Origin of the sequence: Caballeronia sp. NK8, from assembly GCF_018408855.1 — a bacterium.
Classification (GTDB): Bacteria; Pseudomonadota; Gammaproteobacteria; order Burkholderiales; family Burkholderiaceae; genus Caballeronia.
The window spans coordinates 252,847-277,690 of the sequence record NZ_AP024323.1; the positions used below are offsets into that span (position 1 = coordinate 252,847).

Here is a 24,844-nt window from a genome sequence, read left to right on the forward strand (position 1 = left end):
CGTCATGGCAAGCAACAGCGCGGCGACTGAAGTGTAGAAGAGACGAATCACGGCGACTCCGTCGAACGAGGTTGAGATCAACCTGCGATTCTACTTCAGTCGCGTAATGAAAATGTAAAGAATGATGCGGCACGTTGAATTGTGCCGCATTCGTGACGATTACCGTATTGCGTGCAGCATCGTTTCGCCGAGCGTGGCGGGCGAATCCGCGACGTGAATGCCCGCGGACTTCATCGCGTCGATCTTCGCGCTCGCGGTGCCCGAGCCGCCCGAGATGATCGCTCCCGCGTGACCCATGCGGCGTCCCGGCGGCGCGGTCGTGCCGGCGATGAAACCCACGACCGGCTTCTTCGTCTTCGCGTCCTTCAGGAACTGCGCGGCCTCTTCCTCCGCCGAACCGCCAATCTCGCCAATCATGATGATGCCTTCGGTCGCGTCGTCTTCCAGAAAGAGCGAGAGACAGTCGATGAAGTTCGTCCCGTTCACCGGATCGCCGCCAATGCCGATGCACGTCGTCTGGCCGAGCCCGGCCGCAGTCGTCTGCGCGACGGCTTCATAGGTGAGCGTGCCCGAGCGCGACACCACGCCGATCTTCCCCGGCTGATGGATATGCCCCGGCATGATGCCGATCTTGCATTGCCCCGGCGTGATGACGCCCGGACAGTTCGGCCCGACGAGCCGGCTGTTCGAGCCGCTCAGGGCGCGCTTCACGCGCAGCATGTCGAGCACCGGAATGCCTTCCGTGATGCAGACGATGAACGGCACGTGCGCATCGATGGCTTCGAGAATCGCGTCGGCGGCGAAGGGCGGCGGCACGTAGATCACGGACGCATCGGCGCCGGTTCTGTCGACCGCATCGGCGACGGTGTCGAACACGGGCAGATCCAGATGCGTCGTGCCGCCCTTGCCGGGCGTCACGCCACCGACCATGCGCGTGCCGTACGCGATTGCCTGTTCCGAATGAAACGTGCCCTGCGCGCCAGTGAAGCCCTGGCAAATCACTTTCGTATCCTTGTTGATCAAGACGCTCATGTCGGGCTTCCTCTCAATGATGGACGGCGCTGACGATCTTGTCGGCGGCGTCGGCGAGATTTTCGGCGGCAATGATGGTGAGGCCGGAGGTGCGCAGAATTTCGCGGCCCGCATCGACGTTCGTTCCGGCGAGGCGCACGACGAGCGGCACGCTCAGATCGATTTCGCGCGCGGCCGCGACCACGCCTTGCGCGATCACGTCGCAACGCATGATGCCGCCGAAGATATTGACGAGAATCCCTTGCACCTTCGGATCGCGCAGGATCAGCTTGAAAGCGGTCGCGACGCGCTCCTGCGTCGCCCCGCCGCCGACGTCGAGAAAGTTCGCGGGCTCGCCGCCGTAGAGCTTGATGATGTCCATCGTGGCCATCGCGAGACCGGCGCCGTTCACCATGCAGCCGATGTTGCCGTCGAGCTTCACGTAGTTGAGGCCGTGCTTCGCCGCTTCGATTTCGGCGGGATCTTCCTCGTCCTCGTCGCGCAGCTTTTCGATATCCGGATGGCGATAGAGCGCGTTGTCGTCGAAATTGAGCTTGGCGTCGAGCGCCATCACGTCGCCCGAGCCGGTCACGACGAGCGGATTCACTTCGACGATGGACGCATCCAGATCGACGAAGGCCTGATACAGCGCGCTGATGAATTTCGACGCGGCGCTGACTTGCTTGCCCACGAGGCCGAGCCCGAACGCGATCTGTCGCGTGTGAAAGGGCTGTAGCCCGGTGGCGGGATCGATCGCCACCTTGAGAATCTTTTCCGGCGTGCGATGCGCGACTTCCTCGATTTCCATGCCGCCTTCGGTCGACGCCATGATCGTGATGCGCGACGTGGCGCGATCAACGAGCATGCCGAGATAAAGCTCGCGCGCGATGTCGCAGCCTTCCTCGATATAGAGCCGCTTCACTTCCTTGCCCGCCGCGCCGGTCTGTTTGGTCACGAGCACCGACGACAGCATTTTCTGCGCGTTCTCGCGCACGTCGTCCACCGATTTCACGACCCGCACGCCGCCCTTGCCGTCCGGATCGTTGGCGAAGCGGCCGGCGCCGCGGCCGCCCGCGTGAATCTGCGATTTCACGACCCAGACCGGACCGCCGATCGCGCGCGCCGCATCGGCGGCTTCCTGCGCGGAAAAGGCGACGCGGCCCTCTGGAACCGCGACGCCGTACTTTCGCAGCAGCGCCTTCGCCTGATATTCGTGGATGTTCATTGCGTCTCCAATGTCCTCTGATGGGAATGCGCGCGACACAAAAAAACGCGTAGATCACGCGCTGAAATACTGTATATCACATTTCACGGCGTGCAAAATACTTCGATGCACGCCTGTGCGATCGTCAGGTAGGCACTTAATTAGAGACGAACGGGTACACGTTTTGACGCGGCGCAGCGTAACCACGACTGAAATCGTTTAGCAGCGGGTGTTTCAGGCGATCGTGCGGTGCGTCACAGGGTTTTCGACGAGCGGAACACTGTTGACTAATTTTGTGTCTGGAATATTGTATATCACGTGAAGCGACACGATCGCCTGGCGCGATCGCGCATACGATGTACAAATAAATGTGAACCTATAAACGTTGAACGTAAGACTTGGGAGACAAAACCATGACGCTTAAGACTTCTGGCAAGGCGCTGGACGGCGTGCGTATCCTGGATTTCACGCACGTTCAGTCCGGCCCGACCTGCACGCAACTGCTCGCATGGTTCGGCGCGGACGTCATCAAGGTGGAGCGCGCAGGCTCGGGCGACATCACGCGCGAACAGCTGCGTGACATTCCCGACGCCGACAGCCTCTACTTCACGATGCTGAACCACAACAAGCGCTCGATCACCATCGACACGAAGAATCCCGAGGGCAAGAAGGTGCTCGAGACGCTCGTGAAGAAGTGCGACGTGCTCGTTGAGAACTTTGCGCCGGGCGCGCTCGATCGCATGGGCTTCACGTGGGAGCGCATCCAGGAGTTGAATCCGCGCATGATCGTCGCCTCCGTGAAGGGCTTCGGGCCGGGGCCGTACGAGGATTGCAAGGTCTACGAAAACGTCGCCCAATGTGCGGGCGGCGCAGCCTCCACGACCGGTTTCGACGACGGCCCGCCGGTCGTCTCCGGCGCGCAGATCGGCGATTCGGGCACGGGCCTGCATCTGGCGCTCGGCATCGTCACGGCGCTCTATCAGCGCAACACGAGCGGGCGCGGCCAGAAAGTGCTCGCCGCGATGCAGGACGGCGTGCTCAACCTCTGCCGCGTGAAACTGCGCGACCAGCAGCGGCTCGAACGCACCGGCGTGATGAAGGAATACCCGCAATACCCGAACGGCTCGTTCAGCGAAGCGGTGCCGCGCGCGGGCAACGCATCGGGCGGCGGTCAGCCGGGCTGGATTCTCAAGTGCAAAGGCTGGGAAACCGATCCGAACGCGTACATCTACTTCATCACGCAGGCGCCGGTGTGGGGCGAAATCTGCAAGGTGATCGGCAAGGAGGAATGGATCGATCATCCGGACTACAAGACGCCGAATGCGCGCCTGCCGCATCTGAAGGACATTTTCGCCGAGATCGAGCGCTGGACGATGTCGAAGACCAAGTTCCAGGCGATGGAAATCCTCAACAAGCACGACATTCCGTGCGGCCCGATTCTCTCGATGAAGGAAATCGCCGAGGAGCCGTCGCTGCGCAAGACCGGCACCGTGGTCGAAGTGGATCATCCGGTGCGCGGCAAATACCTCACGGTCGGCAACCCGATCAAGCTGTCCGACAGCCCGACCGAAGTCGAGCGCTCGCCGCTGCTCGGCGAGCATACCGACGAAGTCATGGCCGAACTTGGCTACACGCCCGAACAGGTCGCCACGCTGAGAAGCCTCGGCGCCATCTGAAAGCTGTCTGAAACGCGCACACGTCCGCCGCCTCGAAAGGGAGCGGCGTGGATCATCACGTCCAAAAGCGGACGCGCCCTAAATGGAGACACGCCAGCATGAACAGCACGGTTGTCCAGAAACGTAGTACAAGCGGGCGCTCAGCGCGGGCTTGATCTGAGTTTCAGGAGGAGGGGACGAGAGCGCGGGCCATGTACGCCCGCGCTCCTTTAAACAGGGAGCAACACTTGACACACTGGATTCGTTTTCGCAATGGCGCCGGCAGCATTGGCTTCGGCACGCTCGATCAACACTCGGGCCGCGTCGTGCAGCACGACGGCGCGATGTTCGACAACCCGCGCCCGACCGACATCTCCTACGCCGCTGACGATCTCACCTTGCTCGCGCCGTGCCAGCCGAGCAAGGTCATCGCGCTATGGAACAACTACTACGCACTGTCGCAGAAGCTCGACAAGGCGCCGCCGCAGCATCCGCTTTTCCTGATCAAGCCGCCGATGTCGGTGATCGGGCCGCACGAGTCGATCCGCCGGCCGAAGAGCTATCAAGGCAAGATCGCGTATGAGGGCGAACTGGGCATCGTGATCGGCAAGACGGTGAGCGGGGCGTCGGTGGAAGAGGCCGAAGCGGCGATCTTCGGCTATACCTGCGTGAACGACGTCACCGCGATCGAACTGTTGCAGGAAGATCCCAACTTCGCGCAATGGTGCCGCTCGAAGGGCTTCGATACCTTCACCTGCCTCGGGCCGTCCATTGCGACCACGTTCGACTGGCGCACATCGAACGTCGTCACGACGCTCGAAGGCGTCGAGCGTCAGAACTATCCACTCGACGACATGATCTTCTCGCCCGCCGAACAGGTGAGCATGCTGTCACAGGACATGACGCTCGTGCCCGGCGACGTGATCGCGTGCGGCACCTCGATCGGCGTCGGCTCGATCAAGGACGGCGCGCGCGTGGATGTGTCGATCGCGGGCATCGGCACGCTGTCGAACGTCCTGGCCGCCTGAAGGAGCGACACATGTCCGATGCTCTGGCCGGCGCGCTCTGCGTGCTCGCGGCGCTGTCGGCGGGCGCTTCGATGCGCGCGGACGCGGCGCGTTCGCGCGGGTTGTGGGCCGCCGGCGCGGTGCTTATCGTGGCGTGCGGCGCGGGCGGCGCGCCGGGTGCGATGGCGTTGTCGCTTGCGGTCGTCGCGGGATGCGTCGGCTTTCGCTTCGGCCGGGGCGCGGCGAACACGTCGACGCAGGCGCTGTTCGCAACGATCGCGTTCGCCGCGTGGGTGTTGCCGAGCGCGAATAGCGCGTACGCGGTGCTCGCGGGCGGCGCCGTTGGCGCGCTGGTCCGTCTTGCCGGTGTGTGGGCGCGTCGCCGCGAAAGCGTCAACCTTCAGCCACTGCATCTTGTGTGCGCCGGCGCGTGCGCGGCGCTCGCCTATGTGCTCGGCGCGCAGTCGGGGGCGCTGTCCGTGGTGTCGGTCATCGCGATGGTCGCGCTCATCGGCGCGCACTTGTCGCTCGCAATGAGCGGCCGCGCCGGCGTGCCCGTCGCGAGTCTGCTGAGCGGCCTGGCGTCATGCGGCCTCGCGGCCACGGCGGCGTTCAATGGCACGCATGGGGCGCTTGCGGTGGCGGCCGTCGCGCTCGCCATCGGCTGCGCGCGGACCGCGGCTGTTTTGGGCGTCGCGCGCGAGACGCCATGAAAACGACAAGGCCGGCGCGGTTTCCCGAGCCGGCCTTGCGTCGATTCGTCATACGCGCGGCGAGCCGCGCATCGACCTCAACGATCGCGATTCCACAACGCGCCGAGCACGAAGCCGACCGCCGCCGCGATCAGCACGCCCTGAATCGGCTGGCTCGCGACCGCCAGGCGCACGTTGTCGACAGTCTGCCCGTAGCTCTGCTGAAATGTGCCATACGCCTGCCGTACCTTGCCTTCGGCTTGCGTGGCTTCATCGCCCGTCAGTGCGCCGACCGCATCCTGCACCTTGCCGACGACCTTTTGCGCCGCGCCTTCCACTTGATCCTGCACCATGGTGCCTCCCTTTCGGTTGAGCGGTTTCTCGTAAGTCCGGTTTCGCCGGAACGCACCAGTACAGCACGTCGCGTGCCCAGCGCGTGCTACGCCGGTCCGATCAGGCCTTTGACCGTCTCGATCAGATCGTCGATCGACAGCGGCTTGCGGCGAAACTGCGCGTGCGGATGCTCGAGCGCGGGCGCATTGGCGGCAGCGCTCATGAGGATCACGGGCACGTTCGCGAGTCCATCGCTGGCGGCCAGATTGCGGATCAGCTCGACGCCGTCCATGTGCGGCATCATCCAGTCGGTGATGACGAGCGCGGGCGGGTTCGCGCGCACGAAGTCGAGCGCGCTGCGTCCGTTGGACGCGGTCGAAACCTCGTAGCCCTCCATTTCGAGCACGAGCCGCCAGGTGGTCAGAATGTCGAATTCATCGTCGACGACGAGGATTTTTTTCATGCGCGCGCGCCGGGATCCGACACAGAGAGCGCGGGCGCCGGCGACGGGTGTCCGGACAACAGTCCCGTCGGGCCAATGAAACCTTCACTGAGATGCAGGCCGCGCGAATCGATCGTGAGGCGGCGGATGGCCGAATCGTGCGGACCTTCGCGCTGCTTGACCACCGACACCATGCGATACAGCGCGGAGTTCGCCTCCACATAGCGCATCAGCACGATGTTCTCCGTCATCGCGGACGCGCGCAGCGTCGCGGGCAACGTCGAATCGCCGCAGAGCGGCAGTTCCTCGGTCAGGAGCGTGGTCACGCCCGCGTCGCGCAGCCGGTGCGTGAGCGCGTTGAGAAAGAGCCCGACGCGCTCGGTGCGGTTCGCGGACTGAAGCAGTCCGTCGATGCCGTCGACCACGAGCCGCGACGCCTGCGCACTTTTGACCGCGTTCACCAGTTCGACGGCGAGTTCGTCGATCGCCAGTTCGACGGCCGGATGCCAGTGGATCGTGAGTTTTCCGTCCTGCACGGCCGGCGTGAGATCGATGCCGACCGACTGCGCCTTCGCGAGCAGCCGCTCGGGCGATTCATAGAGGCCGAAATAGACGCAGCGCTCGCCGCGATCCGCGCCCGCCTGCAGAAACTTGAGCGACAGCAGCGTTTTGCCGATCCCCGATGGCCCGACGAGCGTGGTCGTCGAGCCGCGCACGACGCCGCCGCCGAGCATCTGGTCGAAATCGGGGAACGCGAAGGCGAGCTTGCTCTTGAAATCGGGTGGCGGGCTCTGATCGTTGGCAGGCGATGCCTCGATGCGCGGAAACGTCACGAGGCCGGCTTCCGTGATCTTGAAGAAGTGCTTGCCGAGCAGATGATTGCGGGCGCGCAGCTTGTGGACTTCGATCTCGCGGGCGCGCCGCATGCCCGTGTTGTAGCGGTTCAGTTCGATGAGCCCGTCGACGAGCGTGTGTTCCGGATGCGGTTCGTTGCCGGACAGCGGCGCGAGGATCAGCGTCGTGCAGCGCGCCGCGCTCACGAAGGCCGAAAGCTCGTGGATGAACTGCGAGAGTTCGAGTTCCGTCGAGCTGAATTCGCGCGCGCTGCGAAAGCCGTCGATGACCATGAAGCGCGGCCGGCTCGACTTGATGGTCGACGCGATCAGCGCAAGAAAGCCGGACAAGCCGTCGCGCATCAATTCGTGATAGCCGGAGACGAAGAGCATCCGGTCGGAAATGGCGTCGGCGTTGTAGAACGAAAGTCCTCGCAGATGGGAAAGCAGCTTGGTGTGCGATTCGGCGATCAGCGTGATGTACAGCACCATGTCGCCCTGCGCCACGCGGTGAAAGCCGATCTGCGACGAGAGAATCGTCTTGCCTGCGCCCGCCATCCCTTCGATCAGATACAGGCCGCCTTCGACCAGGCCGCCGCCCAGAATCTCGTCCAGCCCCGTGACGCCGGTCGTGACGTTGCCGTCGCTGGCCGCGGGCTGCCTGGGTTGACCGGTCGAGTGGTTATCGTCTTGATTCATGGCATTTTCGTTTTTACTTGTGCGTTCGGGCATTTTTGCGAACGCGCATTATGGCTGACTCTTGGCAAGCTGTGGGCGGCGCGCCGTGCCAGTCGGCTCCGCCGCAGAGCCTTCGCGCGCGTCCTTGCGTGAGAATGGCGACCCTCGTCGCACGTTAGCGAACGTATGGTCGACGCATTTTTCACGCCCGGTCGTCGTGCCGAATGAGAGTGGCTGCTCGCAAACAGGAAATCTTTGAGAACACTCTCATGGGCAAGCGGCGCGAGTGCTGTTGAAATAACGATTCATGCTGTACACGGATGCCGTGTGTTCTTCCGGCCGTTCCATCCCGGCGCTCGCGCGCCCTCTTTGCCTTCTCCTAGTCATGCAACGTTCGCACTCGATGCCGGGCGCTCTCGCGCTCGCCGCCAGCTTTTACGTCTTTTTTGCCACGGCTGCCGCGCCGGTTCATGCGCTCGAGCGTTTGCCCGACGCGCGCATTCTGTCGGCCGCTCCATTCGAATTCCGCGCCGACCGCGACATTTTCTCGCGCATGCCCGCCGAGCACGGCGACTCGCGCATCCTCAAGCCGATCGACGCGATACGCAGCGCGAGCGAATTGCCGTTGCAAGACCGTTCTAAGCGTAAGCCCATGATTTGAATCCGCGCGATTTTATTGCGCGTGAATAAGCGGTTTCGACCGTGCCCAATGGCCGTCACGGTTGCGAGTCTTCGTAATGCGTCGAGCGGATGACTTATTACGTTGGGCTGCGCATTCAAAACGCGTAATGCATTGCTCGCGCGCAGCGTGCAGGAACTGCAAGAACAGTCCGACGGCAATCTGCCGGCGCCGAATAAACAGGGCGCGTAGATGCGTCGGACGAACGCGTCTTCAATTTGGGAGTTGTCCGCTTAAGTTGCACAAATCATCGGGCTACAATCCGGCGGCTTTCGGATTGCTTATCGATGGATGGGCTCGTTCGAAATCGAACCATGAATCTGCCTGCCGCCTTTGGGCATGAGCCCGGGCCTGTATTGAGGCGCGCTTTCAGCGGCTTCGCGCTTTCACATTGACTCGCATGAACACCAAGATGCTCACGAAAACCCTTGCCGTTAGTCTTATCGCCGCTGCCGCACTTGCGGGTTGCTCGTCCACCACGGGACCGGCTTTCAATATCAGTACGATTCAAACGTCGGATGGTCAGAAGGCGTATCGCGCCGAATGCTACGGCCTTTTCGAGAAAGGCAGCGCCTGTATGGTTGCCGCCCAGAAGATGTGCGGCAATCAAAACGTGAATCTGCTCCAGACGCTCGCTGGCACGCAGACCGCCAATGATCCGCGCAGTGTGATCTTCAACTGCGCGACGCCGGCGCAGCCTGCGCCCGCCGCGCCGGTGGCCCAACCGCAACCGGCTCCCGCACCAGCGCCGGCCCCGGCCCCGGCACCGCGCAAGATCACGCTGGGCGAGAAGACCAACTTCGCATTCGACAGCGCCGCTCTGATGCCGAACGCCAAGCGTATTCTGGACAAGCTCGTCGCGGAATCGCAGGGCGTGAAGTTCGCGTCCGTCACGGTCGAAGGCTTCACGGATTCGACCGGCCCGGATGCGTATAACGTCGGTCTGTCGCAGCGCCGCGCCCAGGCCGTGCGCGACTATCTCAAGAGTCGCGGTCTGAATGCCGACAATTTCTCGGCGAAGGGTTTCGGCAAGGCGAATCCGATCGCGTCGAACGCAACGAGCGCAGGCCGTGCGGAAAATCGTCGTGTGGAAGTGACGCTCACGCCGTAATACGTCGAAGTACGGCGTCGACAAAAAAAGCCCGCGAACCATTTCGGTTTCGCGGGCTTTTTCATATCGCGTCGAACGCGCGGCGGTCAGAAGAGCGCGAGCTGCTCGCGCCCCGGTCCGCCTTCCAGCGTGAGCAAATGGCGCTTGCGCTCGACGCCGCCCGCGTAACCGGTCAATTCTCCATCGACGCCGATCACGCGATGACACGGCACGATGATCGCGACGGGATTGCGCCCATTCGCACCGCCGACCGCACGCGACGCTCCCGCGGGCAAACCCAGCCGACGTGCGAGATCGCCATAGGTCCATGCGTCGCCGAAAGGGATCCGCCGCAGCGCATCCCAGACCTGGCGCTGAAACGTCGTGCCGCCGAGCTGCAGCGCGATCGAAAATTCCTGGCGCGCGCCGGCGAAGTATTCGCCGATCTGCTCTTGCGCCTGCGCGATCACGCGCGCGCGGGGCGGCGTGTCGGACAGCATCGGTTCCGGCAGGCCGACAGGAAAATGCTTCTGTCCGACGAAGAAGAGCCCCGTCAGACAGTCATTCTCGGCGCGATACAGAATGTGTCCGAGCGGACTCGGTCCCACATGGCATTCGATCACTTCGCTTCTCCGCGCGGCTCTGTTACGACCGCCGCTTCAGATGAACGGGTTGTCGGCGGTGCCGGACGGTGCGTTCGGTTCATCGGGCAGCTTCGCGGGCAGTGACGCATCGCTCTGCAGGGCTTCGACGATCGCGCCAAGCGCCTTGTGCAGCGCAAGCGCGTTCGCGAGCCCGGCCTTGTCGCGGGCAATCGTCAGATCGCCGCTGATCGTCAGACGCTTCACGCCGTTTTCGATGCTGATCGCGTCGCCCGCGATATTCAGCACATCAGTATCGTTCGCAAATGGCTTAAACACCTCGTAATCCTCCAGGTCGCTTGTCCTTCAGTCCGTCCGGGATGCCGGGAAACGCGAGACCGCTCATCGTTTCCAGCTCGCGCACGGTTTTCATCGTGTACGTGTTCGTCGGGGTGTTTTCGACTACCACCGCGAACGCGATATCACGCTGCGGCAAATAGACTACCTTGTACAACTGCGTCGGCACGAATACGCGCGATTCGCCAATTGTCTGCAACTGTCGTCCGGAGAAGAGCGGCCCGGTGACGACATACGCTTCGCCCGACTCTTCCGTCAGCCGGCGCACGGACTGTTCGATACGCGACCAGATGCGCCGATTGTTCGACGGATCCTGCGGCACGATGTTCGCGAGCGAGAACGATTCGGCCATGCCTTTCTTGCTCGCACGATCGCCAGCGGGGCTCATGTGGCCGCGGTCATAGCCGCTCTTCTTGTAATCGGAAAGCTGCGCGCTCTCGCCGGGCGGCAGACGTTTCTCGACGAAGAAGCGATTCGTGCGCGTGTTGTCCTTCGCGTCCTCGACGCTGCGCGCCGTCAGATGTTCCGCCGACCAGAGCGGCCCTTTGGTGAGCCCGGAGTGAAGCAGCGCGAAATCGCTGTAGCAGACTTCCTGCGTCGCCGCGCGCATCTTCGAATTGACGACGACGGGCGCGCGGCCGTTCGGGCTGAACTGCGGACAGTCGCTCGCGGACGCGCTGATGCACACGAAACCGAGGAGCGCGGCGGCGAAAGCCTTGATGCGAAATGACATGCTGTGGAAAGTCCTCGAGACGATCGGGGCGCAAAGTATAAGCGCTGAGGGCGGCGCGCGGGGCGGGCGCGCGGACACGCGTGAATTTCAGGCGCGCTAGAATGCGTCGGCCGACGTCATCTCGAAATATCACATGAACTCAGTGCGCAGCAAGCCGTCCGTCGTTCGATCCCTGGTGTTGTCGTTCGCGATGTTTTTCGCCTGTCACGCGCATGCCGAGGATGCCCCGCAACCGGCCAGCGACGGCCCCGCCTATGGTCCCGAATTGCAGGGGTTCGAGTATCCGTATCCGGTCGCGCGCTTCGCGCTCACGTCGCAGCGTCAGGTGGTGCGAATGGCTTATATGGATGTGCATCCGCCGCATCCGAACGGGCGCACCGCGGTGCTGATGCACGGCAAGAACTTCTGTTCGGCGACCTGGAAGCAGACCATCGAGACATTGACCGATGCGGGCTACCGCGTGATCGCGCCGGATCAGATCGGCTTTTGCATGTCGACCAAGCCCGCGCGCTATCAGTACAGTTTCCAGCAGCTCGCGCGCAACACGCATGCATTGCTCGCCGCGCTCGGCGTATCGCGCGCGACGCTCATCGCGCATTCGACGGGCGGCATGCTCGCCGTGCGCTATGCGCTGATGTACCCGCGCGAGACGGAGCAACTCGTGCTTGTCAATCCGATCGGTCTGGAGGACTGGAAGGCGAAGGGCGTGCCGTCGATATCGATCGACGACTGGTACGCACGCGAACTCAAAACGAGCGCCGACGGCATTCGCCGCTATGAAACGAATACGTATTACGCGGGCCAGTGGCGCGCGGACTACGAACCGTGGGTGCAGATGCTCGCGGGCATGTATCGCGGGCCGGGCAAGGACATCGTCGCGTGGAACTCGGCGCTGCTGTACGACATGATCTACACGCAGCCGGTCGTCTACGAGTTCGATCAACTGAAGACGCCGACGCTGCTGCTCATCGGCGACAAGGACAACACCGCGATCGGCAAGGATTTCGCGCCGCCGGAGATTCGTCCGATGCTCGGGCGCTATCCCGATCTCGCGAGACTCGCGAAGGAGCGTATCGAAGGCGCGAAGCTCGTCGAGTTTCCGGAACTCGGGCACGCGCCGCAGATGCAGGACCCGGCGGCATTTCACAAAGCGCTGCTCGATGGCCTCGCCGCCCTGAAACCGCACGCGCAGTGAATCAGCGCGCGTCGGGCGCGCACGCCGCGCGTTCGATCGCCGGCACCTGCACCGCCAGCGTGATGCCGCGCGCGATCATGAAAAGGGTCAGCGCCAGCCACAAGCCGTGATTGCCGAGCGATCCCGCAAGCGCCCACGCGGCAAGCAGGAACACCGCCAGCGAGACGGCCATCGCTTTCATCAGTTCGTGCGTGCGCGTCGCGCCGATGAACACGCCATCGAGCAAAAAGCCCGCGACGGACGCCAACGGCAGGATCGCGGCCCACGGCAGATAGCGCGCCGCCGTCGCGTGCACGACGGGCTGATCCGTCAGCCCGCCGATGATCCATTCGCCGCCGATCCAGTAGACGATCGAAAAGCCGGCCGCGCCGATCGCCGACCAGAGCATCGTGATCTTCACGGCCTGACGGAATGCGTGACGGTCGCGCGCGCCGGCCGCCGCGCCCACGAGCGCCTCGGCGGCGTGCGCGAAACCGTCGAGCCCGAACGCCATGAAGGTCTGAAAGTTCAGCAGCACGGCGTTCGCGGCGAGCACCGCATCGCCCTCGCGCGCGCCGAGATGCGCGAACCAGCCATACGAGCCGAGCAGACAGATCGTGCGGATGAAGATGTCGCGGTTGATCGCGACCAGCCGCCTGAGCGCGCGGGCATCGAGCAGCGAACGCGGCGCGAGCGGCCCGAGTCCGCGCGGCCGCTGATGCCACAGGATCGCGAGGCCGAGCACGAAGCCGCAGAAGTCCGCGAACGCGGTCGCCGCGCCAATCCCGGCGATACCCCAGCCGAAGCGATACACAAAAAGCAGCACTGCGACGATGTTCACCAGATTGATGACGATCTGCGTGACGAGCGCGAGCCGCACGCGCTGGCAGCCGAGCAAAAACCCAAGCACGACGTAATTGCCGAGCGCGAACGGGGCAGCCCAGATACGCGCATGACAGTACGCGCTCGCGGTGTCCTGCACGGCGGCGCTGCCGCCCAGCGCGAGCAGCGCATAGCGGATGATCGGCACTTGCAGCGCCAGCACGGCCGCGCCGATCGCGAGCGCGAGCAGCAACGCGCGCAGCAGGCTCGCGCGCAAGGCCTCGTCGTCATGCGCGCCGAACGCCTGCGCGACGAGGCCCGTCGTGCCCATGCGCAGGAAGCCGAAGCCCCAGAACACGAAGCTGAACACGAGTCCGCCGAGCGCGACGCCGCCGAGAAACTGCGGTCCGTCGAGATGCCCGGCGACGGCCGTGTCGACGGCGCCGAGAATCGGCTGCGTGAGGTTCGCGAGGACAATCGGAAAGGCGAGCGTCAGCACGCGCTTGTGCCAGTGCACGGGCAGCGCGGTGGCGTCGTTTTGTGGGGGCGTCGGCAAAGTGTTCTGGCTGATGGTTCGTGACAAGGGCGTCATTGTCCACGCAACTTCAGGCGAACGTCGATAATGCGCTTCATGAAAACATTCGCGCTCTACGTCGTCACGGCTGTCGCCGAGATCGCGGGCTGCTACTTTCCTTATCGATGGCTCAGGGAAGGAGGCTCGCCGTGGCTGGTCGTGCCGGGCGCGCTGTCGCTCGCGCTGTTCGCGTGGCTGCTGACGCTGCACGATACGGCAGCGGGGCGTATCTATGCGGCGTATGGCGGCGTGTATATCGGCGTGGCGATCGCGTGGCTATGGGCCGTCGACCGCATCAGGCCGACGGCGTGGGATCTCGCGGGCGCGGTGATCGCGCTCATCGGCATGAGCGTGATCGCGTTTCAGCCGCGCGTGTGAGACCTGTCAGGCTTCCAGCGCCAGCAACGCGAAGGTCGCGAGCCAGTGTTCGCCCATGTAATCGCCCGCGACATGCGCGATGCCCGACGCCAGATGTTCGTGCGCGGCGGCTTCGAGCACGGCGATGCGCGCATCGCCCGCCGGCAGCGCCCGCGCGATCGAGCGCTGGCACCACGCGCGGCTCAGGTTCAGGCCGTCGAGGTGCGCGAGCTTGCCGTCGCTGCGGTCGGTGACGGTGGCGGGCGTGAAGAGCGTCGCCGGCTCGCGCGCGGCGATGCGCGGCAGAAACCGGTCGAACCAGCCGACGAAGCGCTCGCCCGGCAGCACATGGCGCATCAGCACGGCTTCCATCAGCGATGGCGACAGGAACTCGTCGCCCGCGGGCTCCCACGCTTGGCAGCCTTCGTCCTTCTCGAACCAGCGCAACGCGGTTTCGCTCAGCAGGCGCTCGAACGCCGCATTCCGCACGACGCGCGCGTAGCCGGTCGCCAGCGTCAGCGCGAACGCCATGTTGAAGTGCGTGCCGACCCTCAGCGGATAGGTCGATTTCGGCAGGAATTCCTCGAAGCGCGCGACGAATGCGTCGGCGAGCGGCTGGAGCGTGCGGGCCCAGCGCGCGCCGTGGTCGGATTGCATCGAGTGCAACTGACCCGCGAGCGCGAGCAGCCACGCCCAGCCGTACGGGCGTTCGAAGCCGCGCGCGGCGGGGCGCTGCAGATAGGCGACTTCGGTTGCGACGTTGGCATCGGTGAAATGCGCGTCGATCACGGCGCGAATGCGCGGCGCTTCCGGCAAATCGGGAAAGCGGTCGATGAGCCGCGCGATGAGCCAGTAACCGTGCACGCACGAATGCCAGTCGAAGCTGCCATAGAAGATCGGATGCAGCGCGCGCGGGCTTTGGACATCGGCCTCGCCCGACATGACGTGATCGAGCTTATTCGGATATTCGCGCGTCAGGTGGCCGAGCGCGACTCGCGCGAACTTCGACGCGAGCGCGGCGTCGAGCGTGATCGATTGTTGCGGATTCATGCAGTCCTCGTCGATACGAATCGTGATCCCGAGACTTTATCGATAAATAGTCGTCAAAATCTTTATTAAGGGTAATTACTTACGCAGTGCGGACGGACTCATCGACGGAGCGCGTCCACAACCCGCCGCGAGCACGGCGAACGCTTTTGCGACAAGCCTGAGCGCGCGTCCGTGCGTATCGGCGCAGGCGGCGCGGGTGCGCGCCAAGGTGCTTTTCACGAGTACAGCAGTGCGTCTTTCGCGCGCCACGATCGCGCGCTTTCGCTCAAACCCTCGTATAAACTTGCGCCCGAACGCCGCCAAGAGCGCCCGAGCCGGGGTCACGAGCCCCGGCACATGCCATCCAGCCAGTGACCAAGAGCTCAGAAACAAAATGACCGACATTCCCGCTTATACCCCCGAGGACACCCGGCGCCGCGTTTTCGCGATCGTCGGCGCCTCGTCGGGCAATCTCGTCGAGTGGTTCGATTTCTATATCTACTCGTTCCTCGCGCTGTATTTCTCGGCGGCGTTCTTCCCGGGCGGCGACCCGACGGTTCAGTTGCTGAACACCGCCGGCGTTTTCGCGGCGGGCTTCCTGATGCGCCCGATCGGCGGCTGGCTGTTCGGCCGCATCGCCGACAAGCACGGCCGCCGCAACGCGATGATGATCTCCGTGCTGATGATGTGCGGCGGCTCGCTCGTCATCACCTTCCTGCCGACCTACGCGACGATCGGCGCGTGGGCGCCGTTCCTGCTGCTGATCGCGCGCCTGTTCCAGGGCTTGTCGGTGGGCGGGGAGTACGGCACCAGCGCCACGTACATGAGTGAAGTGGCGCTGCGCGGCCGGCGCGGCTTTTTCGCGTCGTTTCAGTACGTGACGCTGATCGGCGGCCAGCTCGCCGCGCTGCTCGTGCTCGTGATCCTGCAAATGTTTTTGTCGACGGAAGAGCTGAAGGCGTGGGGCTGGCGCATTCCGTTTTTCATCGGCGCGTGCGCGGCGCTGGTTTCGCTGTATCTGCGACGCTCGCTCGAGGAAACGTCGACCGCCGCAACGCGCGATCGCAAGGAAGCGGGCACGCTCGCCGGCCTGATGCAGCACAAGGGCGCGTTCATGACCGTCGTGGGCTTCACGGCGGGGGGCTCGCTGATTTTCTACACCTTCACGACCTACATGCAGAAGTATCTGGTCAACACGGCGGGCATGCACGCGAAGACCGCCAGCAACGTGATGACCGCCGCGCTCTTCGTCTACATGCTGCTGCAGCCGCTGTTCGGCGCGCTGTCGGACCGCATCGGCCGCCGCGCATCGATGCTGTGGTTCGGCGCGCTCGCCACCATCTGCACGGTGCCGCTGCTGCACGCGCTCTCCAGCGTGACGAGCCCGGTCATGGCGTTCGTGCTGGTGGTGATCGCGCTCGCGATCGTGAGCTTCTATACGTCGATCAGCGGTCTCATCAAGGCGGAAATGTTTCCGCCGGAAGTGCGCGCGCTGGGCGTCGGCCTGTCGTATGCGGTCGCCAACGCGGTGTTCGGCGGCTCGGCGGAATTCGTCGCGCTGAAGCTGAAGTCGCTGGGCAGCGAGTCGACGTTTTTCTGGTACGTGACGGCGATGTGCGCGATCTCGCTCATCGTTTCATGGCGGATGCTCGATCCCAGCAAGGAAGGGTATCTGCGCAACGAGCCGTAACCCGGCTGGCCGCGCGCGCAACGCGCTGACGCAGGCGTTCTGTCGCGCGCGCGCCATCGGCGCACACGCTGTTGTCCGCCAGGCTTGCCGACGACGTTAGTATGGTGTTTTATGCGGTATGTGGACGGCGCACCGGTCGAGGTGCGCAGCGATATTCGGGAACCGGATATGCACGCGCGCGGATCTCGCGCGCGCAACGCCGGCGCGCACCTTCGGGGGCGCCGGTCTGCCTGGAGCCTGTTCATGGAAGATTTCGATGAAACGCTGTTCGTTGTCTGGCGAGCCAACCTGAATGTTCTGGTCGGTTCGCCGGGAGGCGCCGGACGCCTCGCACGCATGATGAATTTCTCGCCGACGTTCATGAAGCTGATCGTCGCGGGCCAACGCGATTTCAATGAGGAGTTCGTGCGCGGCATCGAACTCGTGACCGGCCTGCCGCCGCACTGGATGGACGAACGCCGCGCCGCGAGCGAGGTTCCGCGCGACGTACAGCGCGCCATCGACGAAGAAACGCCGATGGCGGTGTTTCGCGGCACGGCGCATCCCGCGCCGAAGCGCTCGGTGCTGCGCGGCCCGGAGCCGCTGTTGTCCCAGACAGAAGCGACGCGCCGCGTCGCCGATCTTGCCCAGCAGCAGGCCGAAGTCAACCGCCGCGATCTGCTCTTTCGCAAGAATCGCGAACTGCTTTCACAGGATTTGCGCCGCCTGGAGCGCCAGCTCGGCCTGCTGCAGGTCGACGCGATGCAGCCGAAGGTCGACGAGCTGATCGCCTCGGATCGCATGAGCGAGGCGGCGAAGGCCGACCTGACCGGGCGTCTCGAACAGATCGACAAGCACGTGAAACTTTTACATCAGCATGTCGAGAAGCTGGTGATGCTGCTGTCGAGCCCGGACGAGCCCGAGGCGGGCGAGTAACTACTACTTCTTCTTGCCGTCCTTCGGGAGATCCGGCTCCGGGTGCACCGCGATCGGATCGCTCGCGGGAAAGGTTTCTTCCAGCGCTTCGTCAAGCAAGTCCTCTTCGCTATCCGGTTTCGGTTGCTCCTGTTTCGAATGTTCATCCCGGCTGGCTTTCGTCATGGCGCGCTCCGTGATGCGAAGTCATGGTCGATTCAATATAGCAGCCTCGATGCGCCCGCGCAGTCAGCCTTCCCGGCGGTAATCCGCGGGGCGCACGCCCGTCCACTTCCGGAACGCGCGTCGGAACGCGCTCGGTTCGGCGAAGCCGAGCGCATCGGCGATCTGCGGGATCGTCTGCTGTGTGTGGGCGAGGCGCGCGATCGCGAGATCGCGTCTGAGCGCGTCCTTGATCGTCTGATAGGTCAGCCCTTCCTGCTTCAGCCGCCGCCTCAGGGTCGCTTCCGCCATGTTCAGCGCCGCCGCGATGCTCTCGGCCTCGGGCCAGTCGGTCGGCGCGGTCTGCCGCAGACGCGTGCGGATGCGCGCCGCGAGCGAGTCCGGATTGCGATATTTCACGATGAAATTTGCCGGCGCATCGCGCAGAAAGCGCTTGAGCGTCGCGGGCGTCTGCACGACCGGCAGCGCCGCGCAGTCTGCGGACAAGTCGACGAACGAGCGCGGCGCGTCGAAACGCAGGTCATCGCAGAACATCAGCCGGTATTCGTCGCGGGCAGCGGGCTCGGCGCAGCGCAGATGCGCGGCGAGCACCGGAATGCGCCGCCCGACCAGCCAGCACAGCAGCCCGTACACGAGGATGAAACCCGTCGCGTAGGCGAACATGGACTTCTCCGCGCCCTTGTCATCGAGCCAGACGCGCACGCGCTTTTCGTCGATATCGGGCTCGAAGCTCAGTTCGTCGAGCACGAGCCGCATGAAGCCCGCGATGCGCGCGAGCGCCTGCGCGCCGTCGCGCGAGGACAGCGCCGCGTGGCACAGCAGCACGAAGCTGCCGCGCCGCATCGGGTGGGCGTCCTGGCCGAAGAATTCGTCGTCGAGGGCATCGGCGGTGGCGTTCCACAGCTTGCCGTACTGCACGGGCGACACGCGCGCGCGCGGCGAATCGAGCGTCGCCGGCGCGATGCCCGCCGCGGCCAGCAAGGTCTCGCGCGCGACCCCGCGCGCCTCGGCGCAACGCAACGCCGCTTCGACGAGACTGACGGAAATCGAGTCGCGCTCGATCTTCTTTTTCGGACTTGGGGTTGTCACTAGGTGGCCAAAGCGCTCAGTTAGCGTGATCGTTTTGGGCATAGGCTAACGTCCGGCGATTGCCTAGACTCGTGCTCAGCCGGCCCCTTCGCCCCTCATCGACCGGGCGAGCGGCGGCCAGAAAGTTTACACGATCGATGCCGCGAGGCTCGCCGCCCAGCCCCACTTACCGAAATCGAAACATGATCGACGCATTCCTCACCGAAGAGCAGCGCATGATCCGCGACGCGGCTCGCCAGTTCGCAACCGAAGTGCTCGCGCCGAACGCCGGTCAGTGGGACAAGGATGGCGCGATCCCCGACGCCGTCGTGCGGCAACTGGGCGAACTCGGCCTGCTCGGCATGATCGTGCCCGCCGAACTCGGCGGCACGTTCAGCGACTACACCGCCTACGCGCTCGCGATGGAAGAGATCGCCGCCGGCTGCGCCTCGTGCGCGACGCTGATGAGCGTGCACAACTCCGTCGGCTGCGGTCCGATTCTCGCCTACGGCACGGACGCGCAGAAAGCCGAATGGCTGCCGAAGCTCGCGAGCGGCGAGATCATCGGCGCGTTCTGCCTGACCGAGCCGCAGGCGGGCTCGGAGGCGAACAACCTGCGCGTGCGCGCCGTCGAAAAGAACGGCCAGTGGGTTCTCTCCGGCAGCAAGCAGTTCGTGACGAACGGCAAGCGCGCGGGCGTGGCGATCGTGTTCGCCGTCACCGATCCCGATCTCGGCAAGCGCGGCATTTCGGCCTTCATCGTGCCGACGGATACGCCCGGCTTCAATGTCGGCGCGCCGGAGCACAAGCTCGGCATCCGCGCGTCCGATACCTGCCCGATCACCTTCGACGAGTGCGCGATTCCCGCCGCGAATCTGCTCGGCAAGCGCGGCGAGGGTCTGAAGATCGCGTTGTCGAATCTGGAAGGCGGGCGCATCGGCATCGCGGCGCAGGCGCTCGGTATCGCGCGCGCGGCCTTCGATGCGGCACGCGCGTATGCGAAAGAGCGCGTGCAGTTCGGCAAGCCGATCCACGAGCATCAGTCGGTCGCGAACATGCTCGCAGACATGCAGACGCAGATCAATGCCGCGCGTCTGCTGATTCATCACGCGGCGCGCATGCGTACGGAAGGCATCGCGTGTTTGTCGGAGGCGTCGCAGGCGAAGCTGTATGCGTCGGAGATGGCCGAGCGCGTCTGTTCCGATGCGATCCAGATTCACGGCGGCTACGGTTACTTGCAGGATTATCCGGTGGAGCGTCACTATCGCGATGCGCGCATCACGCAGATCTATGAAGGCACGAGCGAAGTGCAGCGCATGGTGATCGCACGCAACGTTTGACAGCGCCAAAAAAATACACGGAGACGCAATGAACGACGCCAGCAGCTTCATCGAAGCGCGAGACTTTCTGTTTGCGCATCGCACGGATTACGACACCGCGTATCGCGAGTTCAAGTGGCCGTCGCTCGACCGCTTCAACTGGGCGCTCGATTATTTCGATCCGATGGCGCGCGGCAACGATGCGCCCGCGCTGCATATCGTCAACGAAGGCGGCAGCGAGACGCGCCTGTCGTTCGCGCAGATGAGCGAGCGCTCGGCGCGCGTCGCGAATCATTTGCGCGGTTTGAATGTGAAGCGCGGCGAGCGCATCCTCCTGATGCTGCCGAACCGCGTCGAGCTATGGGAAACGATGCTGGCCGCGATGAAGCTCGGCGCGATCGTCCTGCCCGCGACGACGCAACTCGCGAGCGCCGACCTGCGCGATCGCATCGCGCTCGGTGGCGTGCAGCACGTGATCGTCGATGCGGCGGAGACGCAGAAATTCGATGGCATCGACGTGCCGGGATTGCGCATCGCCGTGGGTGGCGCGCAGGGCGACTGGCTCGCGTATGAAGCCGCCTACGATGCATCGCCCGAGTTCGCTTCGGATGCCGAAACGAATGCGAACGATCCGTATCTGCTCTACTTTACGTCGGGGACGACGTCGAAGCCGAAGCTCGTCGCGCACACGCATCAGAGCTATCCGGTCGGCCATCTGTCGACGATGTACTGGATCGGCCTGCAACCCGGCGACGTGCACTGGAACATCAGCTCGCCCGGCTGGGCGAAACACGCGTGGAGCTGTTTCTTCGCGCCGTGGAACGCGCAGGCATGCGTGTTCATCTACAACTTCAGCCGTTTCGATGCCGCCCGCGCGCTCGATGTGCTCGTGAAGCACGACGTCACGACGCTCTGCGCGCCGCCGACCGTGTGGCGCATGCTCGTGCAGGAGCCGCTCGCATCGTACAAGGTGAAGCTGCGCGAGATCGTCGGCGCGGGCGAGCCGCTCAATCCCGAAGTCGTCGAGCGCGTGCAGGCCGCGTGGGGCGTGCCGATCCGCGATGGCTATGGCCAGACCGAAACCACCGCGCAGATCGCCAACACGCCGGGCCAGCGGCTCGTGCCCGGCTCGATGGGCCGCCCGCTGCCGGGTTATCGCGTGGCGCTGCTCGATCCGGACGGCAATCCGGCGGAGGAGGGCGAGATCGCGCTCGCGCTCGCGCTCGATCCGCCGCCGCTCGGCCTGATGACCGGTTACGCCGACAATCCGAAGGCCACCGAGAACGCGATGCGCGGCGGCTTCTATCGCACGTCGGATGTGGCGGCGCGGGGCGCGGATGGCTATTTCGTCTACGTCGGCCGCGCGGACGACGTGTTCAAGTCGTCGGATTACCGGCTGAGCCCGTTCGAGCTGGAGAGCGTGCTGATCGAGCACGAAGCGATCGCGGAAGCAGCCGTGGTGCCGAGCCCCGATCCGCTGCGTCTTTCGGTGCCGAAGGCGTTCGTCACGCTGCGCCACGGCTATTCGATCGGCCCTGAACTCGCGAAGAGCGTGTTCGCGTTCTCGCGCGAGCGGCTTGCGCCGTACAAGCGCATTCGCCGCCTCGAATTTGCGGAGTTGCCGAAGACGATCTCGGGCAAGATCCGCCGCGTCGATCTGCGCCGACAGGAAATCGCGCGCACGCAGGACGGCGTGCGCGGCGAGTTCGAGTTCTGGGAAGAGGATTTCCCGGAGCTGCGGCAGACCAGCAAGGCCGACTAAAACAGGAATCCCCACGATGATCGATGTCATGCACGACGGCGCGGCCGTCGCGATTCGTCTCGCCCGCACGCCGGCCAATGCGACAGCCGCGCCTGAAGTCGGCGTCGAGATCGTCAACCGGGTGGCGATCGTCACGCTCGACCGTCCGCACGCGTTGAACGCGCTGTCGCACGACATGATCGCGCGCCTCACGGAGATTTTCGCCCGCTGCGCCGGGGACGATTCGATCGTCGCGGTCGTACTGCGCGGCGCGGGCGACAAGGCGTTTTGCGCGGGCGGCGACGTGCGCAAGCTCTATCACGCCGCGCGCAATGATCCGCATCACGAAACGCCGTGGCTGAAATTCTTCATCGACGAATATCGGCTCGATTACACCGTGCATCGCTTTGCGAAGCCGGTGATCGCGCTGATGGACGGCATCGTGATGGGCGGTGGCATGGGGCTCGCGCAAGGCGCGGCGCTGCGCCTTGCGACCGAGCGCACGCGCATGGCGATGCCGGAAACGCGCATCGGCCTGCTGCCCGACGTCGGCGCGACGCACTTCCTGCGCGTGTTGCCACGCGATCTCGCGCTTTACGTCGGACTGACGGGCGCGCGGCTTTCGGGCGCCGATGCGAAACGCGTCGGGCTCGCGGACGAGTGCGTGCCGTCGACATGGCTGCGCGGCTTCGTCGAGCGTCTCGAAGCGCTGCGCTGGGATGATGCGCAAGACGCCATGACACAACTGAAGCGCGTGTTCGTGCCGGGCGCGAATATCGAACGCCACGCGCCGCTCGACGATATCCGCGCGCAGATCAGGCGTCATTTCTCCGCGTGCGCGACGGGCGGCGCGGAGCGCATCGCGGCCTCGCTCGCGACGGACGATTCGGAGTGGGCGCGCGCGACGCTCGCCACCCTCGCCAGCCACTCGCCGACGATGCTGGAAGTGACCTGTCACGCGCTGCTGCGAGGCCGTCAGATGACGCTGGCGGATTGCTTTCGCATGGAACTGGGCATCGTGTACCGCGCTATCGACGACGGCGATTTCGTCGAAGGCGTGCGCGCGCTCATCATCGACAAGGACGAGCGGCCGCGTTTCGCGCCGTCGACGCTTTCGCAAGTGCGCGCCGAGCGCGTGCAGCACTTTCTCTCGTCGCCGTGGCGCAGGGAGATGCATCCGCTCGCGGAACTGGGCGCGTCAATCTCCTGACGGAATTCGCAAGCAAATGTTTCTGCGGCGAACCGTCGAAATGGCCGATGGTCGAAAGGGCTCACTGATCATCGGACAATTCAAGAGGAGGAACCCATCATGCCGAACCGCACGTCACGGCGCGCGCTTCTGTCGGCCGGCATCGCATTCGCGCTGATCGCGCCGGCCGCATCGTATGCACAGATCAATCTTCAGCAATTCGGCTTCGGCAGCGGCAAGTCCGACGTGGCGGCTGGCGCGAACGGCGCGGCGCAGCCTTCGGCCATGAGTTCGCTCGTGCAGAGCTATCTCGGCGCGAATCAGCAGGTGCTGTCGGGACAATCGAGCCTCGCTTCGGCGATGGGCATGGCGGGCGTCGCGAGTCAGGCGCAATCGGCGGCGGGGCTGTTGTCGGGCGCGTCGGGCGGCAGCGGCGTGCCGAGCACGAGCGTGCTGTCGCAACTCGGCGGCACGCAGCAAAGCGTGTCGCAATCGCTGTTGCAGGCATTGTCGAGCGGCTCCGCGACGCCGCCGACTGCCGCGAGCAAGCAGACCTTCAGCGATGGCCTCGCGTCGCTGGGCCAGGGCGTGAAGCAGTACGCCGGCCTGCAATCGAATCTCGGCTCGGTGGCGAATTCGATGAACATGTCCTCGCTCCTGCAGGCCGGCTCGAATCCGGCGACGGCGCAGGCGGCGACTTATATCGCGCAATCGGCGCCGGGACAGTTGCAGTCGCTCGTGCAGACGCTCACGCAAGCGGTGCAGTATGCGAACGCCAACGGCATCTCGGTGCCGTCCATCGCGACATCGGCGTTGAGCGGCGTGAAGTGATGTGACGCGCAAAGAAAAAGCGGCGAGGCTCACAGGAGCCTCGCCGCTTTTTTGTAGAAGCGATTCCGTCCGCTAACCGGTCGCATGCCGCATCGCAAGACGCCTGAGCACGGGCAGCGCGTGCGGCCGGCGCTCGGGCGTCAAGGGCGGAAGGTACGAGATATCGGAGACATCCGCCAGTTGCTGCGTGAGCGGGTCCGGATCGAGCACTTCGAGCGCGGGCGGCTCGACCGGCTCGGCGTTGACGTGCTCCGGTTCGTCGACGCTGATGCCGAGCGCATGGCGCACATCCACGCCGCGAATGTGCACTGCGTAGCCGGCTTCATGCAGCAAGCGCTCGCGCGACTTCCAGAATTCGACCGCCGAGGGCGTCATGGGATGGTGCGACACGTATTCGACCACGATCTCATAGCCGCGGACTTTCGGGTAATTCAAGAGCAATTTACCCGAACGGATATAACGGATGTAGCGGTCGATTTTCTTCGTGAGCAAATCCTGATGTTCTCTTTCATCGCGCCAGTCGAGCTCGTCGAAGAGCCCGACATATACGCGCCTGAAGAGAATGTTCACTCCGATGTAATCGATGGCGTCCACGTCGCGCAGAGACATGGTCAATCCCCTACGCCCTCAATCGGGCAAATAACAAAGGATTGCATTGTAACGGATAGCTACCTTCGA

The 24,844-nt window shown here is 64.5% G+C and carries 26 protein-coding genes; 13 read left to right on the forward strand and 13 right to left on the reverse strand.

Annotation, left to right across the window (positions count from 1 at the left end; translation table 11 throughout):
- Positions 1 to 159: 159 nt before the first annotated feature.
- Both sucD and sucC read right to left on the reverse strand, forming a co-directional pair.
- Complete coding sequence (gene sucD / locus NK8_RS15750) at positions 160 to 1,032, reverse strand: succinate--CoA ligase subunit alpha (protein ID WP_213229859.1); 873 nt, start codon at positions 1,030 to 1,032, stop codon at positions 160 to 162.
- A 13-nt stretch (positions 1,033 to 1,045) separates the two neighbouring features.
- The gene (sucC, locus tag NK8_RS15755) at positions 1,046 to 2,236 is read right to left on the reverse strand and encodes an ADP-forming succinate--CoA ligase subunit beta (RefSeq protein ID WP_213229861.1); all 1,191 of its coding nucleotides are present in this window, start codon (positions 2,234 to 2,236) and stop codon (positions 1,046 to 1,048) included.
- Positions 2,237 to 2,628: 392 nt separating this feature from the next.
- Here sucC and frc point away from each other — a divergent pair, with 392 nt between their 5' ends.
- The 3 genes from frc to NK8_RS15770 all read left to right on the forward strand — a co-directional run bounded on the left by frc (position 2,629) and on the right by NK8_RS15770 (position 5,590).
- On the forward strand, positions 2,629 to 3,891 hold the full coding sequence (gene frc / locus NK8_RS15760; protein WP_162067071.1) for a formyl-CoA transferase: 1,263 nt from the start codon (positions 2,629 to 2,631) through the stop codon (positions 3,889 to 3,891).
- 227 nt (positions 3,892 to 4,118) lie between these two features.
- A complete protein-coding gene (locus NK8_RS15765; protein WP_213229863.1) occupies positions 4,119 to 4,898 on the forward strand; it encodes a fumarylacetoacetate hydrolase family protein in 780 nt (259 codons plus the stop codon).
- Positions 4,899 to 4,909: 11 nt separating this feature from the next.
- Entirely contained in the window at positions 4,910 to 5,590 is a 681-nt protein-coding gene (locus NK8_RS15770) for a hypothetical protein (protein ID WP_213229864.1), read from the forward strand.
- A 77-nt stretch (positions 5,591 to 5,667) separates the two neighbouring features.
- Here NK8_RS15770 and NK8_RS15775 read toward each other — a convergent pair whose 3' ends face one another.
- The 3 genes from NK8_RS15775 to NK8_RS15785 all read right to left on the reverse strand — a co-directional run bounded on the left by NK8_RS15775 (position 5,668) and on the right by NK8_RS15785 (position 7,876).
- Complete coding sequence (locus NK8_RS15775; protein WP_061174628.1) at positions 5,668 to 5,922, reverse strand: CsbD family protein; 255 nt, start codon at positions 5,920 to 5,922, stop codon at positions 5,668 to 5,670.
- Between the two features lie 86 nt (positions 5,923 to 6,008).
- Complete coding sequence (locus NK8_RS15780) at positions 6,009 to 6,365, reverse strand: response regulator (protein ID WP_162067074.1); 357 nt, start codon at positions 6,363 to 6,365, stop codon at positions 6,009 to 6,011.
- Complete coding sequence (locus tag NK8_RS15785; RefSeq protein WP_213229867.1) at positions 6,362 to 7,876, reverse strand: ATPase domain-containing protein; 1,515 nt, start codon at positions 7,874 to 7,876, stop codon at positions 6,362 to 6,364. The genes NK8_RS15780 and NK8_RS15785 overlap by 4 nt, the downstream gene beginning before the upstream one ends.
- 382 nt (positions 7,877 to 8,258) lie before the next feature.
- Between NK8_RS15785 and NK8_RS15790 the strand changes: the two genes are divergently transcribed.
- Positions 8,259 to 8,516, forward strand: coding sequence for a hypothetical protein (locus NK8_RS15790; protein WP_213229869.1), 258 nt, complete (start codon positions 8,259 to 8,261; stop codon positions 8,514 to 8,516).
- Between the two features lie 430 nt (positions 8,517 to 8,946).
- A complete protein-coding gene (locus NK8_RS15795) occupies positions 8,947 to 9,645 on the forward strand; it encodes an OmpA family protein (RefSeq protein WP_213229871.1) in 699 nt (232 codons plus the stop codon).
- Positions 9,646 to 9,731: 86 nt separating this feature from the next.
- Here the strand turns inward: NK8_RS15795 and NK8_RS15800 are convergent, their stop codons facing one another.
- From NK8_RS15800 to NK8_RS15810, 3 genes are read right to left on the reverse strand one after another with little or no spacing between them, the layout of a single operon-like run.
- Entirely contained in the window at positions 9,732 to 10,247 is a 516-nt protein-coding gene (locus tag NK8_RS15800; protein ID WP_213229873.1) for a methylated-DNA--[protein]-cysteine S-methyltransferase, read from the reverse strand.
- 36 nt (positions 10,248 to 10,283) lie between these two features.
- Complete coding sequence (locus NK8_RS15805) at positions 10,284 to 10,544, reverse strand: hypothetical protein (RefSeq protein ID WP_162067078.1); 261 nt, start codon at positions 10,542 to 10,544, stop codon at positions 10,284 to 10,286.
- Positions 10,537 to 11,295 (reverse strand): DNA/RNA non-specific endonuclease, encoded by a 759-nt coding sequence (locus tag NK8_RS15810; protein WP_162067079.1) that lies wholly within the window; start codon positions 11,293 to 11,295, stop codon positions 10,537 to 10,539. The genes NK8_RS15805 and NK8_RS15810 overlap by 8 nt, the downstream gene beginning before the upstream one ends.
- Positions 11,296 to 11,428: 133 nt before the next feature.
- Here NK8_RS15810 and NK8_RS15815 point away from each other — a divergent pair, with 133 nt between their 5' ends.
- Positions 11,429 to 12,490 carry an alpha/beta fold hydrolase gene (locus NK8_RS15815; RefSeq protein WP_213229875.1) on the forward strand — a complete coding sequence of 354 codons (1,062 nt, stop codon included), beginning with the start codon at positions 11,429 to 11,431 and terminating at the stop codon, positions 12,488 to 12,490.
- A gap of 1 nt (position 12,491) precedes the next feature.
- Here NK8_RS15815 and NK8_RS15820 read toward each other — a convergent pair whose 3' ends face one another.
- Complete coding sequence (locus tag NK8_RS15820) at positions 12,492 to 13,847, reverse strand: MATE family efflux transporter (RefSeq protein WP_225936342.1); 1,356 nt, start codon at positions 13,845 to 13,847, stop codon at positions 12,492 to 12,494.
- Between the two features lie 75 nt (positions 13,848 to 13,922).
- Between NK8_RS15820 and NK8_RS15825 the strand changes: the two genes are divergently transcribed.
- Positions 13,923 to 14,243, forward strand: a complete 321-nt coding sequence (locus NK8_RS15825; RefSeq protein ID WP_213229879.1) for a YnfA family protein — start codon at positions 13,923 to 13,925, stop codon at positions 14,241 to 14,243.
- 6 nt (positions 14,244 to 14,249) lie between these two features.
- Here the strand turns inward: NK8_RS15825 and NK8_RS15830 are convergent, their stop codons facing one another.
- Complete coding sequence (locus NK8_RS15830) at positions 14,250 to 15,272, reverse strand: DUF2891 domain-containing protein (protein ID WP_213229881.1); 1,023 nt, start codon at positions 15,270 to 15,272, stop codon at positions 14,250 to 14,252.
- Positions 15,273 to 15,645: 373 nt separating this feature from the next.
- Between NK8_RS15830 and NK8_RS15835 the strand changes: the two genes are divergently transcribed.
- Complete coding sequence (locus tag NK8_RS15835; protein WP_213229882.1) at positions 15,646 to 16,941, forward strand: MFS family transporter; 1,296 nt, start codon at positions 15,646 to 15,648, stop codon at positions 16,939 to 16,941.
- Positions 16,942 to 17,184: 243 nt separating this feature from the next.
- Positions 17,185 to 17,856, forward strand: a complete 672-nt coding sequence (locus NK8_RS15840; protein ID WP_225936308.1) for a hypothetical protein — start codon at positions 17,185 to 17,187, stop codon at positions 17,854 to 17,856.
- Positions 17,857 to 17,859: 3 nt separating this feature from the next.
- On the opposite strand, the gene NK8_RS15845 is transcribed toward NK8_RS15840, so the two are convergent.
- Positions 17,860 to 18,021: a hypothetical protein gene (locus NK8_RS15845; RefSeq protein ID WP_213229886.1), complete on the reverse strand. Its 162-nt coding sequence runs from the start codon at positions 18,019 to 18,021 to the stop codon at positions 17,860 to 17,862.
- 63 nt (positions 18,022 to 18,084) lie between these two features.
- Entirely contained in the window at positions 18,085 to 19,107 is a 1,023-nt protein-coding gene (locus NK8_RS15850; RefSeq protein WP_162067086.1) for an AraC family transcriptional regulator, read from the reverse strand.
- A gap of 185 nt (positions 19,108 to 19,292) precedes the next feature.
- Between NK8_RS15850 and NK8_RS15855 the strand changes: the two genes are divergently transcribed.
- From NK8_RS15855 to NK8_RS15870, 4 genes are all read left to right on the forward strand, one after another.
- Positions 19,293 to 20,426, forward strand: coding sequence for an acyl-CoA dehydrogenase family protein (locus NK8_RS15855; RefSeq protein ID WP_162068202.1), 1,134 nt, complete (start codon positions 19,293 to 19,295; stop codon positions 20,424 to 20,426).
- A gap of 28 nt (positions 20,427 to 20,454) precedes the next feature.
- Positions 20,455 to 22,167 carry an AMP-binding protein gene (locus NK8_RS15860; protein ID WP_213229890.1) on the forward strand — a complete coding sequence of 571 codons (1,713 nt, stop codon included), beginning with the start codon at positions 20,455 to 20,457 and terminating at the stop codon, positions 22,165 to 22,167.
- Positions 22,168 to 22,195: 28 nt separating this feature from the next.
- Positions 22,196 to 23,356, forward strand: a complete 1,161-nt coding sequence (locus NK8_RS15865) for an enoyl-CoA hydratase/isomerase family protein (protein ID WP_213230380.1) — start codon at positions 22,196 to 22,198, stop codon at positions 23,354 to 23,356.
- A gap of 99 nt (positions 23,357 to 23,455) precedes the next feature.
- Positions 23,456 to 24,166 (forward strand): hypothetical protein, encoded by a 711-nt coding sequence (locus NK8_RS15870; RefSeq protein ID WP_213229892.1) that lies wholly within the window; start codon positions 23,456 to 23,458, stop codon positions 24,164 to 24,166.
- A 72-nt stretch (positions 24,167 to 24,238) separates the two neighbouring features.
- Here NK8_RS15870 and NK8_RS15875 read toward each other — a convergent pair whose 3' ends face one another.
- A complete protein-coding gene (locus NK8_RS15875) occupies positions 24,239 to 24,775 on the reverse strand; it encodes a DUF6572 domain-containing protein (RefSeq protein ID WP_061174616.1) in 537 nt (178 codons plus the stop codon).
- Between the last annotated feature and the right edge of the window lie 69 nt (positions 24,776 to 24,844).

What these genes read in the sequence shown, in the direction of transcription:
- sucD (WP_213229859.1), bottom strand. Translation starts at nt 1,032, where the DNA reads ATGAGCGTCTTGATCAACAAGGATACGAAAGTGATTTGCCAGGGCTTC.
- sucC (WP_213229861.1), bottom strand. Translation starts at nt 2,236, where the DNA reads ATGAACATCCACGAATATCAGGCGAAGGCGCTGCTGCGAAAGTACGGC.
- frc (WP_162067071.1), top strand. Translation starts at nt 2,629, where the DNA reads ATGACGCTTAAGACTTCTGGCAAGGCGCTGGACGGCGTGCGTATCCTG.
- NK8_RS15770 (WP_213229864.1), top strand. Translation starts at nt 4,910, where the DNA reads ATGTCCGATGCTCTGGCCGGCGCGCTCTGCGTGCTCGCGGCGCTGTCG.
- NK8_RS15775 (WP_061174628.1), bottom strand. Translation starts at nt 5,922, where the DNA reads ATGGTGCAGGATCAAGTGGAAGGCGCGGCGCAAAAGGTCGTCGGCAAG.
- NK8_RS15780 (WP_162067074.1), bottom strand. Translation starts at nt 6,365, where the DNA reads ATGAAAAAAATCCTCGTCGTCGACGATGAATTCGACATTCTGACCACC.
- NK8_RS15785 (WP_213229867.1), bottom strand. Translation starts at nt 7,876, where the DNA reads ATGAATCAAGACGATAACCACTCGACCGGTCAACCCAGGCAGCCCGCG.
- NK8_RS15790 (WP_213229869.1), top strand. Translation starts at nt 8,259, where the DNA reads ATGCCGGGCGCTCTCGCGCTCGCCGCCAGCTTTTACGTCTTTTTTGCC.
- NK8_RS15795 (WP_213229871.1), top strand. Translation starts at nt 8,947, where the DNA reads ATGCTCACGAAAACCCTTGCCGTTAGTCTTATCGCCGCTGCCGCACTT.
- NK8_RS15810 (WP_162067079.1), bottom strand. Translation starts at nt 11,295, where the DNA reads ATGTCATTTCGCATCAAGGCTTTCGCCGCCGCGCTCCTCGGTTTCGTG.
- NK8_RS15815 (WP_213229875.1), top strand. Translation starts at nt 11,429, where the DNA reads ATGAACTCAGTGCGCAGCAAGCCGTCCGTCGTTCGATCCCTGGTGTTG.
- NK8_RS15825 (WP_213229879.1), top strand. Translation starts at nt 13,923, where the DNA reads ATGAAAACATTCGCGCTCTACGTCGTCACGGCTGTCGCCGAGATCGCG.
- NK8_RS15830 (WP_213229881.1), bottom strand. Translation starts at nt 15,272, where the DNA reads ATGAATCCGCAACAATCGATCACGCTCGACGCCGCGCTCGCGTCGAAG.
- NK8_RS15835 (WP_213229882.1), top strand. Translation starts at nt 15,646, where the DNA reads ATGACCGACATTCCCGCTTATACCCCCGAGGACACCCGGCGCCGCGTT.
- NK8_RS15840 (WP_225936308.1), top strand. Translation starts at nt 17,185, where the DNA reads ATGGAAGATTTCGATGAAACGCTGTTCGTTGTCTGGCGAGCCAACCTG.
- NK8_RS15845 (WP_213229886.1), bottom strand. Translation starts at nt 18,021, where the DNA reads ATGACGAAAGCCAGCCGGGATGAACATTCGAAACAGGAGCAACCGAAA.
- NK8_RS15860 (WP_213229890.1), top strand. Translation starts at nt 20,455, where the DNA reads ATGAACGACGCCAGCAGCTTCATCGAAGCGCGAGACTTTCTGTTTGCG.
- NK8_RS15865 (WP_213230380.1), top strand. Translation starts at nt 22,196, where the DNA reads ATGCACGACGGCGCGGCCGTCGCGATTCGTCTCGCCCGCACGCCGGCC.
- NK8_RS15870 (WP_213229892.1), top strand. Translation starts at nt 23,456, where the DNA reads ATGCCGAACCGCACGTCACGGCGCGCGCTTCTGTCGGCCGGCATCGCA.
- NK8_RS15875 (WP_061174616.1), bottom strand. Translation starts at nt 24,775, where the DNA reads ATGTCTCTGCGCGACGTGGACGCCATCGATTACATCGGAGTGAACATT.